Annotated in this window: 10 protein-coding genes; 3 read left to right on the top strand and 7 right to left on the bottom strand. The window is 70.1% G+C overall.

Features of this window, described 5'->3' with window-relative positions; genetic code table 11:
* Nucleotides 1–6: 6 nt before the first annotated feature.
* The 3 genes from pepN (at nt 7) to Q7S93_RS12250 (ending at nt 6138) form a co-directional block, all read left to right on the top strand.
* A complete protein-coding gene (gene pepN, locus Q7S93_RS12260; RefSeq protein WP_304714204.1) occupies nt 7–2628 on the top strand; it encodes an aminopeptidase N in 2622 nt (873 codons plus the stop codon).
* Between the two features lie 156 nt (nt 2629–2784).
* Entirely contained in the window at nt 2785–5331 is a 2547-nt protein-coding gene (locus tag Q7S93_RS12255) for a PAS domain-containing sensor histidine kinase (RefSeq protein ID WP_304714184.1), read from the top strand.
* Nucleotides 5332–5436: 105 nt separating this feature from the next.
* Nucleotides 5437–6138, top strand: coding sequence for a VIT1/CCC1 transporter family protein (locus Q7S93_RS12250; RefSeq protein ID WP_304714183.1), 702 nt, complete (start codon nt 5437–5439; stop codon nt 6136–6138).
* 59 nt (nt 6139–6197) lie between these two features.
* Here Q7S93_RS12250 and Q7S93_RS12245 read toward each other — a convergent pair whose 3' ends face one another.
* The 7 genes from Q7S93_RS12245 to Q7S93_RS12215 form a co-directional block, all read right to left on the bottom strand.
* Nucleotides 6198–6725 carry a periplasmic heavy metal sensor gene (locus tag Q7S93_RS12245; protein ID WP_304714182.1) on the bottom strand — a complete coding sequence of 176 codons (528 nt, stop codon included), beginning with the start codon at nt 6723–6725 and terminating at the stop codon, nt 6198–6200.
* A complete protein-coding gene (locus tag Q7S93_RS12240; protein ID WP_304714181.1) occupies nt 6725–7150 on the bottom strand; it encodes a hypothetical protein in 426 nt (141 codons plus the stop codon). The genes Q7S93_RS12245 and Q7S93_RS12240 overlap by 1 nt, the downstream gene beginning before the upstream one ends.
* A 28-nt stretch (nt 7151–7178) precedes the next feature.
* The gene (locus tag Q7S93_RS12235; protein ID WP_304714180.1) at nt 7179–7724 is read right to left on the bottom strand and encodes an RNA polymerase sigma factor; all 546 of its coding nucleotides are present in this window, start codon (nt 7722–7724) and stop codon (nt 7179–7181) included.
* Between the two features lie 134 nt (nt 7725–7858).
* Complete coding sequence (locus Q7S93_RS12230; RefSeq protein WP_304714179.1) at nt 7859–10756, bottom strand: bifunctional [glutamine synthetase] adenylyltransferase/[glutamine synthetase]-adenylyl-L-tyrosine phosphorylase; 2898 nt, start codon at nt 10754–10756, stop codon at nt 7859–7861.
* A 57-nt stretch (nt 10757–10813) separates the two neighbouring features.
* Entirely contained in the window at nt 10814–12217 is a 1404-nt protein-coding gene (locus tag Q7S93_RS12225) for a sensor histidine kinase (protein ID WP_304714178.1), read from the bottom strand.
* 14 nt (nt 12218–12231) lie between these two features.
* The gene (locus Q7S93_RS12220) at nt 12232–12903 is read right to left on the bottom strand and encodes a response regulator transcription factor (RefSeq protein WP_304714177.1); all 672 of its coding nucleotides are present in this window, start codon (nt 12901–12903) and stop codon (nt 12232–12234) included.
* 29 nt (nt 12904–12932) lie between these two features.
* Nucleotides 12933–14483 carry a Do family serine endopeptidase gene (locus Q7S93_RS12215; protein ID WP_304714176.1) on the bottom strand — a complete coding sequence of 517 codons (1551 nt, stop codon included), beginning with the start codon at nt 14481–14483 and terminating at the stop codon, nt 12933–12935.
* Nucleotides 14484–14486: the final 3 nt, after the last annotated feature.

Below are 14486 nucleotides of genomic sequence, written 5' to 3'. Positions count from 1 at the left end.
GTGGGGATGCGCACCGAAACGCCCCAGCCGATCCGCCTGTCCGACTATCGCCCGCCAGCCTTCCTGGTGGACGAGATCCATCTGGACTTCGACCTGCAGCCCAGCGCCACCCGGGTGAAGGCCAGGCTCAGCCTGCGCCGCAACGGCGACCACGCCGAGCCCCTGGTGCTGCACGGCGAGCGGCTGACCCCGATCTCGGTGGCCATCGACGGCCGCGTCCTGGCCGAGGCCGACCGGGTCATCGACGCCGAGTATCTGACCATCCCCCAGGTCCCCGACGCCTTCGTCCTGGAGACCGAGGTCGAGATCGATCCGGCCGCCAACACCTCGCTGGATGGCCTCTACATGTCCGGTGGCCGGTTCTGCACCCAGTGCGAGGCCGAGGGCTTCCGCAAGATCACCTGGTATCCCGACCGCCCCGACGTGCTGTCGAAGTTCACCGTGCGGATGACCGCCGACAAGGCCTTCCAGCGGCTGCTGTCCAACGGCAACCTGATGGAATCCGGCCAGACGGCCGACGGCCGACACTACGCCGTCTGGAACGACCCCTTCCCCAAGCCCTGCTATCTCTTCGCCCTGGTGGCCGGCGAGCTGGACGTGCTGGAGGACAGCCTCGTCACCATGAGCGGCCGCAAGGTGGATCTGCGCATCTATGTGGATCCGGGCATGGCCGACCGCGCCGTCTACGCCATGGACGCCCTGAAGCGCTCGATGAAATGGGACGAAGAGGCGTTTGGCCGCGAATACGACCTCGACCTCTTCATGATCGTCGCCGTGCGCGACTTCAACTTCGGAGCCATGGAGAACAAGGGGCTGAACATCTTCAACTCCTCACTCCTGCTGGCCGACCAGGCGACCGCCACCGACTTCGACTATGAGCGGATCGAGAGCGTCGTCGCCCACGAATATTTCCACAACTGGACCGGCGACCGCATCACCTGCCGCGACTGGTTCCAGCTGTGCCTGAAGGAAGGCCTGACCGTCTTCCGCGACCAGAGCTTCTCGGCTGACATGCGCGGCGCCGCCGTCCAGCGGATCAAGGACGTCAAGGCCCTGCGCGCCCGCCAGTTCTCCGAGGACCAGGGCCCCCTGGCCCACCCGGTGCGGCCGTCGAGCTATCTGAAGATCGACAACTTCTATACCGCGACCATCTACGAAAAGGGCTCCGAGGTCATCGGCATGCTCAAGACCCTGATTGGGGCCGAGGCCTTCCGAAAGGGCATGGACCTCTATTTCGACCGCTGGGACGGCCACGCCACCACGGTGGAGGCCTTCATCGAATGTTTCGCCGAGGCCTCGGGCCAGGACCTGTCGGACTTCTTCGGCTGGTACGAGCAGGCCGGCACGCCCCGCCTGGACATCCGCCGCACCTATGACGCCACAGCCCAGACCCTGACCCTGGACCTGACCCAGAAGACCCCGCCGACCCCTGGCCAGGCCAGCAAGAAGCCCCTGCCCATTCCGGTGCGTCTTGGCCTGCTCGACGGCGAGGGCCGCACGCTGGCCTTCGAGCGCGATGGCCAGGCGACGGACGAGACTGTCATCGTCCTGGACGCGGCCAGGACCAGCGTCACCCTGACCGGCGTCGATCGTGAGCCCGTGCTGTCGGCCCTGCGCGGCTTCTCGGCGCCCGTAGTCCTGACCACCGACGCCGCAGCCAAGGACCGCTATGTCCAGCTGGCCGCCGATCCGGACCTGTTCAACCGCTGGGAGGCCGGCCAGGATCTGGCCCGCGACCTGATGCTGGCCCGCAGCGCCGGGACGCCTGACGAAGTGGGCGAGGAGCGCTATGCCGAGGCCGTCGGTCGGGCCCTGTCCGACCAGGCTTCCGACCCGGCCTTCAAGGCCCTGCTGCTGGCCCTGCCCAGCGAATCCGAAATGGCCCTGGCCCAGCAGCCGGCCGATCCGACCGCCATCCATCTGGCCCGCAACGCCCTGCGCGCCCGTCTGGCCGTGCATCTGGCCGAGGAGTTGGGCCGCCTGCACACCGGCTTGCAGGACCTGGGCGAATTCTCCCCTGACGCCGCCGGCGCCGGTCGCCGGGCGCTGCGCAACATGGCCCTGGAGATTCTGGCCACCGACCCGCATGCCGAGAACGCCGAGCGGGCCTTTGGCCACTATGAGGCGGCCGGCAATATGACCGACGCCATGGGCGGGCTCTCGGCCCTGATGCAGATCGGCGGCGAGCCGTTCGAAAAGGCCCTGGCCGACTTCTATGAACGCTGGAAGGGCGAGCCCCTGGTCATCGACAAGTGGTTCGCCCTGCAGGCCCGGGCCCCCGACGAGGGCGCCCTGGGCCGCGTCCTGGGCCTGACCGCCCACCCGGCCTTTGACGCCAAGAACCCCAACCGCCTGCGGGCGCTGGTCGGGACCTTCGCCGCCGGCAACCCGGCCCAATTCCACGATCCCAGCGGGGCCGGCTACCAGTTCCTGGCCGACCAGATCCTCATGGTCGATGGCTACAACCCCATGACGGCGGCCCGCCTGTTGGAGCCCCTGGGCGGTTGGCGGCGCTATCGACCCGAACTGGGCGCCCTGATGCGCGGCCAGCTGGAGCGCATCGTAGGGCAGTCCGGCCTGTCCAAAAACGTCTACGAACTGGCCTCCCGCGCCCTGGCCGAAGACTGAAAATGGCGCCTGATCGCCGGCCCCCGCCGGCGATCAGGCGGGCTGGAGACGATCCGCCCACAAGCGCGACGGTATGACTCGTGACGTGATGAGTCCGCGCGCCTAGACTCTGCTTCGCGGGGTGACTCGATTTCTTGAGGGCAAGGAGCGGCGGGCTTGGCCGGACGCGGACGCAAGAGCGCGGCTCGGACACAGGGCCGGCGCCGCGGCGGGGATGTGACCCCGGGGTCCCGGCCGCCGCCGACCTTCGCCTTTGCGCGGGTGGCGATCCTCACCACCCTGCTGCTGATGGCGGTCTATACAGCCTTCGCCGTCGCCCGCATTGAAAGCGAACCTACCAGCGTCAGCCAGCTGGGCGTCGTGCTCCCCAGCCGGGCCCAGGCCCTGGCCGCCCGTCTGGACGCCGAGGCCGCCGGGCTCCAGGGCGGACTCCTGGCGGCGCGAGAGGCCCTCGAAGCCCGGCCTGACTCCCCCCTGGCGGCGGCCGAGACGGCGCTGCGCGTCACCGCGGGCGCGGGCGCCGCCGTCGCCGTGATGGACGCGACCGAGGTGCTGGCCCTGACCGGCGCCGCCTCGGGCGCCGACTGGCCTGAACTCGCCGCCCAGGCCGACGAGGCCCGCCAGGCCATATGGTTCGGAGTCGGTGGCGGCGACAGTCCTGTCCTGGTGGGCGCCACAGCCGCGGCCACGCCCCTGGGGCGCCGCTGGATCCTGATCGCAAGCGACCCTTCGCGCCTTAGCGGTCATCTTGCGGGCCAGTCGCTCGCAGCCATTGTCTCGGACAAGGGGCTGGTGCTGAACGCGGTCGGCGGCGGCGGCGTCGCCCAGGCCGACAGCCTGCTGACCGGCTTTGGCGTAACCCCGGGCGCGCTTCGCGTCGGGCGGCTGGCGCGGGCCAAGGCGCCGGACGGTTCGAACCTGCAGATCGCCGGCCAGCCGGCGCTCGGTGGGACCCTTCTGGCGATCGCTGGCGCCGACGCCGATCCCACGGAATTGCTGTCCGCCCAGGAGCAGCTCGGCTGGGTGCTGATCCCCCTGGGCGTGGCCTTCATGCTCGGCCTCCTGCTGTTCAACCAGAGCCGGAAGGTCGAGGACGCCCAACAGGCCTTCTATGACAGCGAGCAGCGCTTCCGGATGGCCGTCGAGGCCGCCCGCTGCGGCATCTGGGAATGGGACCTGGTCACCGACGAGGTGTTCCTCTCCGACGTCACCGGCGGCATGCTCGGCTGGGGCGGCGGGGGCGTGGTGGGCGGCCAGGAGGTGCTGGAGCGGGTCTCGCCAGATCACCGCGAGCGCGTCCGCCAGGCCCTGTCCACCGCCGCCCTCTATGGCGCCTTCGACGTCTCCTTCCGGGTCCCCGGCGCGCCTGGCGAGCGCCCCCTCTGGGTGGACGCCCGCGGCCAGGCTTTCGGCCGCTCGGACGAAGGGGGCTTCGCCCGGATCATCGGGGTGGCCCTCGACGTCACCGAAGAGCGCATGGCCCAGGCCCGGGCCCAGGCGGCCGAGAACCGCCTGCGGGACGCCATCGAGAGCGTGTCCGAGGCCTTCGTCCTTTGGGACCGCCACGGCCGCCTGCTGATGTGCAACCGCAACTATCGCAGCGTCTTCTCCCTGGAGGCCCGTCTGCTCAAGCCCGGCGCCGCCCGCGACCAGGTGAACCGTTTCGCCCAGCTCGCCATCCGCCAGGAGCAGCCCGCCGCCGACGGCCAGCGCGGCGTGCGCGAGGCCGAGCTGAACGACGGCCGGTGGATCCAGATCTCCGAGCGGCGCACGGCCGAGGGCGGCCTGGTGATGACCGCAGCCGACATCACCGCCATCAAGACCCAGGAAGAGGCCCGCCGGCTGAACGAAGAGGCCCTGCAGAAGGTGGTCGTCAGCCTGGAGCGCAGCCAGGAGCAGCTGTCGGAACTGGCCCGCAAGTACGAGGCCGAGAAGGTCCGCGCCGAGGGGGCCAACAGGGCCAAGAGCGAATTCCTCGCCAATATGAGCCACGAGCTGCGCACCCCGCTGAACGCCATCAACGGCTTCTCCGAGATCATGGTCGGCGAGATGTTCGGCCCCCTGGGCGACCCGCGCTACAAGGAATACTGCGGCGACATCCTGTCCTCGGGCCAGCACCTGCTGGCGCTGATCAACGACATCCTCGACATGTCGAAGATCGAGGCCGGCAAGATGAACCTGAAGTTCGAGCCCCTGACGCTCGAGGATGTGGTCGAGGACGCCGCCCGCCTGGTCCGCAACCGCGCCGAAAGCGCGGGGCTCGCCGTCGACCTGGAATTCCCCCGCGACCTGCCCGAGGTCGAGGCCGACTACCGGGCGGTCAAGCAGGTGCTGCTCAACCTGCTCTCCAACGCCATCAAATTCACGCCGCGGGGCGGCCGCATCACGGTGCGCGCTGACGCCCGGCCCGACCCGACGGGGGAACGGGTCCGCATCAGCGTCAAGGACACGGGCATCGGCATCGCCCCGGACGACCTGGCCCGCCTGGCCAAGCCCTTCGAACAGATCGAAAGCCAGCATTCCAAGACCCAGCAGGGCACGGGCCTGGGCCTGGCCCTTACCAAGTCTCTGGTGGAGATGCATGGGGGATCGCTGGATATCCGCAGCGCCCCCGGCGAAGGCACGACGGTGGGCTTCTCCCTCCCCGTGCGCCAGATCCTCAAGGCCGAGACGCCGGTTCGGCGCACCGGGACCGCGGCCTAGCCGTCGAGAGGGCTACGCACAGGACGCCGCGTCGAGCCGAAATTCTGGGATGATGTGTCTTAGGTCAAAGCGTCCCAGACCAAACAGGCGGACTCTGTAGACCGGATGGCACGCCTGGAAACTCACGCCGAAAACCACGCCGTTGCACGCACCAGTTGGCTCCGAGCCGCGGTGCTAGGCGCCAATGACGGCATCGTATCGACGGCAAGCCTGATCGTCGGCGTAGCCGCAGCAGGCGCCGCTCGCGGAGATATACTGCTTACGGGGATGGCCGGGCTGGTCGCCGGCGCGATGTCGATGGCGGCCGGGGAGTATGTTTCCGTGAGCTCCCAGGCCGATAGTGAAGCGGCTGACCTGGCGCGTGAGCGACGCGAATTGGCGACACAGCCTGAACAGGAATTGGCGGAACTCACAGACATCTATATTGGGCGCGGGCTTCCCGTTGAGCTGGCGCGCCAGGTTGCAGCGCATCTGAACGCCGGGGACGCGCTGGCGGCCCATGCGCGTGATGAACTGGGCCTCTCGGAACACAGTGCGGCCCGCCCCATTCAAGCAGCGCTCACCTCGGCGGCGACCTTCGCCGTCGGCGCAGCCCTCCCGCTCGCCGCGGTCACAATCACTCCCCTCGGGGCGATGGTTGCCATCGTGTCGGGCGCCTCCCTGGCCTTTCTCGCCCTCCTGGGCGCGATCGCCGCGCGGGCGGGCGGGGCCGAACCATGGAAACCGACGGCGCGGGTGACATTCTGGGGCGCGCTGGCCATGGCCATCACCGCCATGATCGGCAGCCTTTTCGGCGCGGTCGTCTAGGCTGCCATCCGTAAGATTGGCGTCCCGGCTCGACGTCGAAACGCGCTCAAACTTGGATACTAGAGCGCGGGATCCGCCTCTTCGGGCGGCCCAGGTCGACGCTCGTCGCCGCGGCCGTCATGGCCCCGGCGTCGGTCGCGGGACGGCGGACGGGCCAGGGCTTCGGCGAAGGCCTGGCGTTCCTGAAGGCTCAGTTCGCCGGCGAAATCCACCACGCGACCTTCGACCGCGCTGCGGGCCTCGGCCTCGATGGCCTGGGCGCGGGCCAGGTCCCGGCGCACGGCCGCGGGGTCGAAGGGCTCCTCCCCCAGACCGCTCCAGGCCTCCCGGCGCGTCTGGCCAGCCTGCATGAGCTTGCGGCGCACCTGGCCGGCCTCGCCGCGGATCGTCTGGCGATAGGCCTCCTGCCGCTCCGGCGACAGCGCCGCCGCGGCCTGGAAGAAGGCGGGCGGTCCCGGACGCATGGCGCTTTCACGCCCCTGCGCCATGCGGGTCCCGATCACCAGGCCGCCCACCACGGCGCCGATGGCGAACAGGTTCACCGCCAGGGAGACGAACAGGGCGATGGTCAGATGGCGTTGCGACATCAGACGTCACCCACCACTTCGGCGTCGAGGGTGTCAGACGCGCTGACAGCTGCGGTGATCACATCGAATTCCACCGAGGTCGGCGCGATGGCGGACGACGCGACGACGCCGGCCATGACGCCCGCAGCGCCCGCGGCCATGAGGCCAGCGCCCAGACCCGTGCCCCATATCCAGCTCCGCCAGGCCGGGGCGCGACGCGTCACAGGCGCGCTCGCCAGGATGGCGGCCTGCAGGGCCGAACTCGCCGCTGGGGCGCGCCAGGCGTCCAGCGCCCAGTCGAGATCGCTCTGGGCGGACAGCACGGGCGCCGTGGCCTCGGGTCTGGCCGCCATCAGCAGGGTGGCGGCCTCCCGCTCGGCCAGGGGCCAACGGGCGACATCGCCGCCATAGGCCTCGGCGAGCGCGGCGAACCTTTCCAGGTTCATGACGGGTCCCTCCTTCATTCTCGCCCCCTCAACGCATGTCCGCCAGGCCTGCGCGCAGGGCGCGACGGCCTCGGGACAGCAGACTTTCCAGCGCCTCGACGCTGACGCCCATCAGGGCGGCGGCCTCGATATTGCCCAGCTCCTGATAGTGGCAGAGCACGATGGCCTCCCGCTGCCGGTCGGGCAGCCTGGCCATGGCTGCGGCCACCCGGCCGCCCACATCGGCGGCCTCCAGATTGCGATCGGGCGCCGGCCCCTCGTCGATCTGTTCGGGCGGCGCCTCGGTGGGGATCTCCCGCCGTCGCCGCAGCCGATCGTAGCAGAGGTTGAGCGCCACCCGGTGCAGCCAGGTGTCGAACTTCGCCACGCCGGGCTTCCAATGCTCGGCCTGACGCCAGGCGCGCACGAAGACCTCCTGAGTCACATCCTCGGCCTCGGTCGCGTCCCCCAGCATCCGCACCGCAAGGCCGTTGATCCGCGAGAGCTTGCGCGCCATCAGCGCGCGCACGGCGGCCGGGTCCCCCCGGGCCACGCGGGACAGCAGTTCCTCGTCCGGATCGGGCGCTGCGGCCAATCCTCACCTCGCCCGCGCCGAGGCGGGAAATGACGCGGAGGTCACGGTCGTCCATCGGATGTGCAGGCCATGGGCGAAGTCCTCTCGCAGGGTGTTCGAGGGGTTTAACGGCGCCAGGCGCCGGTTTCCGTCGCTCATCGCGGCGCCAGTTTCTCAAAGGCCGCCCGGGCCGCCTTTCGCGCCGCCTCCAGGCGCGGCCGCACCTTCTTGAAGTCCTCCTCCCCGGCCGCCCGGGCCAGCAGGCGGCGGAAGGCCGTGGGCTCCAGGGCGGGGTCGGCGTCATCCTCCAGGGCGAGCTTGATCAGCTGGCTGAGATTCTGCTGCAGGCGCCAGGCGTCCTCGAGCTGCTGCAGAGGCCCCGCGGCCTCCAGGCCCGCGTCCCGGAAAGCCTCGAGGGCGCGCGCCGTATGCTGGCGAAGGGGGCCGCCGTCCGCCGCATGGGCCAGTTGCAGGAACTGGGCGGCGAACTCCACGTCCACCAGGCCGCCGCGGGAGAGCTTCATGTCCCAGAAGTCCTTGGCCGGGCGTTCGGCCTCCATCAGGGCGCGCATGGACCACACATCCTTGGCCAGGCGGGCGCGGTCCCTCGGCCGCCGCAGGGCCGCCTCGATCAGGCCCTCGGCGGTCTCGGCGAAGGCCGGCGTGCTGGCCCAGACCACGCGGGCCCGGGTGAGCGCCAGGAACTCCCAGGTTTCGGCCTCGCCCGCGTAATAGGCCTCAAAGGCCGACTGGCTGACCGCCACGGGCCCCTGCGTGCCCGAGGGCCGCAGCTGCATGTCCACCTCATAGAGGCCGCCCTCGGCTGTGGGCAGGGACAGGGCCGCGATCAGCCGCTGGGTGAAGCGGCCATAGAAGGTTTCGGCGCCCCAGTTCTTCAGGCTCGACATGGCGCGGGGATCGTCGGCCCGGTAGAGAGTCATCAGGTCGAGATCCGACGAGGCCGTCATCTCCCGCGAGCCGCACTTGCCGAGCGCCACCACGGCCACCTGGCCCGGAAAGGCGCCGCCGATCCGCTCGGCCTCAGCCAGGGCGGCCGGCGCCAGGGTGCGGATGCAGAGATAGGCGAGGTCGGCGAAGCCCCGGCCCACCTGCTCGGCGCTGGCCACGCCGCTCATCACCTGGACCCCCAGGCGGAAGGCCTGCTCGCGGTGGATGCGGCGCACGGCGTCCATCACCTCTTCGAACCCCTCGGCTCGGGAGAGCGCCATGGCCATCACGGTCTCGTCCTCGGCCGGATCGATCTCGGCGAAGAAGTCCCCGTCGATCAGGGCGTCGATGGCGGCGGGCCTACGGGCCAGCGTCGCCGCCAGCTTGGGCGCAAAGGCCAGGACCTGGACCAGCAGCTCGAACAGCTTCGGATTGGCCAGGAACAGGGACTGGATCTGCACCCCCGACGACAGGCTGGCGAAGAAGTCGCTGAACCGGTTGAAGGCCGCGTTGGGGGCGCCGGTGGCGTTGGCCGCCTCCAGCAGGCGCGGCGCCAGGCGGGTGAACAGCTCCCGGCCCCGCTCGGTGCGGGTGGCGGGAATCCGTCCATGGTGCCAGGCGCGAATGGTCTGGGACACCTGCTGCGGATTGTCGAAGCCCATGCGCGCCAGGGTCTTCAGGGTGGCGGGGTCGTCATCGACGCCGGTGAAGATCAGGCTGCCGAAGCTTGAGGACAGGGGCTCCTCGTCGGGGAAGAGCTCGCCATAGCGGCGGTTGACGGTCTTCAGCACCTCGGTGATGGCGGCGTCGAAGGCTTTGACCTTGTCGTGGCCGAACAGGGCCGCCACCCGCGCCCGCTCGCCATCGGCCTCGGGCAGGCGGTGGGTCTGCTCGTCGGCGATCATCTGGACGCGATGCTCGACGGCGCGCAGGACATCATAGGCGGCGTTCAACTCGGCGGCCGTGGCAGGCTCCACATGGCCGGCCTCGGTGAGGGCGGCCAGGGTGTCCAGGGTGCGCCGCCCCCGGAGCTCGGGATGGCGGCCGCCGAGGATCAGTTGCTGGGTCTGGACGTAGAATTCGATCTCGCGGATGCCGCCGCGGCCGAGCTTGAGGTCGGCGCCCTTGGCCGTCAGCCGGTCATCCACCTTGTGGACGTGGATCTGGCGCTTGATGGAGTGGATGTCGGCGATGGCGGCGAAGTCGAGGTTCTTCCGCCATATGAAGGGCGATAGCTCCTCCAGGAAGGCTGCCGCCCGGGGCACGTCGCCGGCGCAGGGCCGGGCCTTGATGAAGGCCGCCCGCTCCCAGTTCTGGCCGACGGTCTCATAATATTCGAAGGCCGCCGCAAGGGTCACGGCTGGCGGCGTCGACGACGGGTCGGGCCGCAGGCGCAGGTCCACCCGAAAGACATAGCCCTCGTCGGTGCGGTCCTGCATCAGGGCGGCCAGACCTTGGGTCAGGCGGACGGCGAAGGCCCGCGGCTCCACCCCTTCGGCCACAGGCAGGGCCTCGGGATCGTAGAAGACCGAGATGTCGATATCGCTGGAATAGTTGAGCTCGAACGCCCCCTGCTTGCCCATGGCCAGGCAGAACCAGCCCGGCACGGGGCCGGCAGGCCCCGTCCCCACCGCCCGCAGCCGGCCGGCGGCCACCTCGGCCTGGGCGACCGCTTGCAGCGCTGCGCCCAAGGCGGCGTCGGCGAAACGGGTCAGGGCGCCGGTGACCGCGTCCAGGTTCCAGACCCCGCCAAGGTCGGCGAGCGCCGTCAGCAGATGGGTCTCGGCCTTCAAGCGGCGCAGCTCTGCGCCGGCCTCGGCGCTGTCCAGGGCTCCCGCCGCCGCCGTGCGCGTCAGGAGATCAGCGAAGCGTTCGTCGGGATCGACCGCCAGCAGCTCACCCAGCATCGCCGGCCGCCGACGCGCGAGGCCTGACAGATAGGGCGAGGCGCCGAAGACAGGGGCTAGGGCGGGCCAGGCGGCGTCGAGACGCGCCATACAGTCCCCCTTGGCCGCGGCCTGGGACAGCATTTCGTAGGTGCGCTCGGCGGCCTTGGGATCGGCCACCGGGCCGCAGGGGCGAAGCGAGTCAGCGAGCGGGGTCATGGGGTCAGTGTGGCCGGGCCGACCGGCTTCTGGCAAACGCCCCCGCTCCAGGCCGTCTCAAGCCGCGTGCGGCAGGATCACGGCGACGCGCAGACCCGGGCCGATCTCGCCGACCCGGCCCGGCCCCTCCGACAGCTCCACCCGCCCGCCATGGGCCTCGGCGACGGCGACCACCAGGGACAGGCCGAGGCCCGCGCCAGGCTGGTTGCGGCTGTTCTCCAGGCGCACGAAACGCTCGACCACCCGGCCGCGGTCCTCTTCGGGCACGCCCGGCCCCGTGTCGGTCACCGAGAACTCCACCTCGCCGGAAGAGCGGCGGCGGACCCGCAGCATGATCGCGCCCCCTGGCGGCGTGTACTTGATGGCGTTGTCCATCAGGTTGGCCAGGGCCTGGGCCATGAATTCCCGGTTGGCGCGGATGGAGAGCCCCCGCACCCGCTCGGCCTTGAAGTCCAGCCCGTGGTCCTCGCAGAGCGGCTCGTAGAGTTCGCAGATATCGGCGGCCAGATCGGCGGGATCGAACAGGACCGGATCGGGCGCCGTGCCGGCCGCCTGCAGGCGGGCGATGGCCAGGACCGCGCCGAAGGTCTTCAGGACCCCGTCGGTGTCCTCGATCGCCTGGGCGAAGGCGGCCTCAGGGTCACCGCGGCCGGCTTCCAGATCGAGATAGGCCGCCTCCAGCCGGGCGCGAAGCCGGGTCAGCGGCGAGCGGAGGTCATGGGCGATGGCGTCGCCGGCGTGCTTGTGGCCGGCCATGGAGCGCTCCAGGCGGTCCAGCATCTCGTTGAGGCCGACGGCCAGCTCGTCGAGTTCGTCGCGGGTTCCGCGCACCGGCGCCCGGGCGCTGAGATCGCCGTTGCGCACGGCGTCCACCACGGTGTTGAGGCCGATCATGGAGCGGCTGACATTACGGCTGACCACCACGCCGCCGGCCAGGCCCAGGACGATGACCAGGGCCCCGGCCCCCCACAGGGCCCGGACGATCTTGACCACATAGGCCTCGTCCTCGGCCACGTCGGCCCCGACGAACAGGATTTCTCCCCCCGCCAGCCGCTCCTGCAGGCCGCGGGCGGGACGGTTGACCTCGCGGCCCTGGACGTCGAATTCCGTGACCCGAAAACTGGTCCAGGTGGGATTGCCGTTGAAGTCTTCGAGGGGCGACTCCTCGATGGAGCCGGAGATGCTCGTCCCGTCGGGACGCATCAGCAGGTAGAGATAGGGCCGCTCGCTGGCCGCCCGCTCGATCAGCGCCTGGTTGAGGGCGTCGGTTCCGGCCCGGCCATAGGCGCTCTGCAGGGTGCGCATCTCACGGGTGATCAGCTGGTCGACCCGCCGCGTCGCCTCGCCCGCCGTCGCCACATAGATATAGGCCAGGAAGGCGCTGGCCGAGGCCGCGAACAGGGCCAGGAACAACAGCGTCAGCCGGAAGGGCGTGGTGCGGAAGATGCGCGGCAGGCGCATGGCGTAGCCGCCCCTTAAGCGTCGAGCCGGTAGCCCGCCCCGCGCACCGTCTGCAGCATGGGCCGGTCAAAGCCCTTGTCGATCTTCGACCGGAGGCGGGAGATGTGCACGTCGATCACATTGGTCTGCGGGTCGAAGTGATACTCCCAGACCTTTTCCAGCAGCATGGTCCGGGTCACCGCTTGGCCCGCATGGCGCATCATGAATTCCAGAAGCTGGAACTCCCGGGGCTGGAGATCGATCTCCTGGCCCTGTCGATGCACAGTCCGGCCGATCAGGTCCATCTCGAGATCGCCGACCCGCAGCAGGGTCTGGACCGACCCGGTCTCGCGCCGCCGCGCCAGGGCCTCGACCCGGGCGATCAGTTCGGCGAAGGCGTAGGGCTTGACCAGATAGTCGTCGCCGCCGGCCTTCAGGCCGTCGACCCGGTCGTTGATCTCGCCCAGAGCCGACAGGAACAGGACCGGCGTCTGGTCGCCTTCCCGCCGCAGGGTTTCCACGAGGGTGACCCCGTCCATCCGGGGCATCATGCGATCGACGATCATCACGTCGAACTCACCGGCCCGGGCCTGGTCGAGGCCCTCGACGCCGTCGGGCGCCGAGACGCAGGCGTGACCACTTTCGGTCAGGCCGCGCGCCATGACGGCGGCGGCCTCCAGGTCATCCTCGACAATCAGTATCCGCATGGCCCTGCCCCCCTGAACGATTCGGGAATCTAGCTCCCGATATCCAAGGGAAGGAAGAGGGTGCGACCGTCGCGGCTGACCCCGATCAGCACGCTGGGACGTCCAGCGGTCCGTGCGGCCTCAACCTCGGCGGACAGATCGCCCGCCGCAGTCACTGCGCGGTTGTTGGCTCGCACGATCACGTCCCCCCGGCGCAGACCCTTGCGGGCGGCGTCGGAATTCGGCGTCAGGGCCGCCACCACCACGCCGCGGACACCGGTCGGAATGCTGAAGGTCCGGCGCGTCGCCTCGTCGATGGGGGCCAGGCTCATGCCCAGCACTTCGGGATAGGTCGGCTGAGCGGGGCTCTGGCCGCGGGGGCCGGGCGCGCCGCCACTGTTGTCATTGGCCGCCAGTTCGCTCTCATTGGGACGCACGCCCGAGCGCACCTGGATGGTGCGGCGGTCGCCGCCCCGGATGATCTCCAGCCGCAGGGTGTCGCCGGCCGTCGCCTTGGCCACTTCGCGAGTCAGTTCCGACGAGGTCGTCACCGCCACGCCGTTGACCGAAATGACCACGTCGCCCGCCTGAAGCCCTGCGCGCGCCGACGGCCCGCCAGGCACGGTGTCAGAGACGATGGCCCCCCGCTGGTCGCCCAGGCCCTGGGCCACGGCCATCTCGCGAGTGTAGTTCTGGATGGTCGCGCCGATATAGCCGCGGGTCACGCTGCCCCTGGCGATCAGCTGCTTGGTGATGGTGTCGGCCGTCGCCGCCGGAATGGCGAAGCCGATGCCCACCGAACCGCCGGACGGCGAGAAGATGGCGGTGTTCACCCCGATCACCCGACCATAGATGTCGAAGGTCGGGCCGCCGGAATTGCCCTGGTTGATCGGCGCGTCGATCTGGATGAAGTCGACAAAGGTCTCGCCGATGTCACGGCCATAGGCCGAGACGATGCCCGAGGTGGCCGTGGCGGTGAGGCCGAAGGGATTGCCCACGGCGATGACCCAGTCGCCGACCCGCGGCTCGGCGTCGTTCTCGAAACTCACATAGGGGAAGTTGGCGCCCTTGACCTTGAGCACCGCCAGGTCGGTGGCTTCGTCGCGACCGACGATCTCGGCGACCAGTTCGCGCTCATCCCTCAGGACGACCTTGATCTCCTGGGCGTTCTCCACGACGTGGTTGTTGGTGACGATGTAGCCGTCGGCCGAGATGAAGAAGCCAGAGCCGGCCGAGATGCGAGTCGGGCCTTGCGGCTCCTCCTCGCCTTCGCCTTCGCCAGAGCCGCCAGGCCCGCGGGGGATGATGCCGAAGGGCAGGCCCTCAAAGCCCGGGATCTGGCGCAGGGCGCTGGTGCTGGCCCGCGAGGTGACGTTCACCGACACCACCGCCGGCGAGACCTGTTCGAAGATATCGGCGAAGGACAGGGGCGCGCCCGGAGGCGGGGCGAAGACCGGGGCCGTCGAGGTGCGGATGAGCGGCATGTTCGGCGATGACCGCTCGGCCATCGGCAGGCGCATGTCGGTGGCGGCCAGGGCGCCGGCGGCCACGGCGACGCCGGCCACGGCGCCGAGAAGATATCCGGTCTTCTTAGAGGTCATAGG

It is taken from the genome of Phenylobacterium sp., assembly GCF_030646615.1.
Classification (GTDB): domain Bacteria; phylum Pseudomonadota; class Alphaproteobacteria; order Caulobacterales; family Caulobacteraceae; genus Phenylobacterium.
This window is presented reverse-complemented; position numbering and strand designations above follow the sequence as displayed.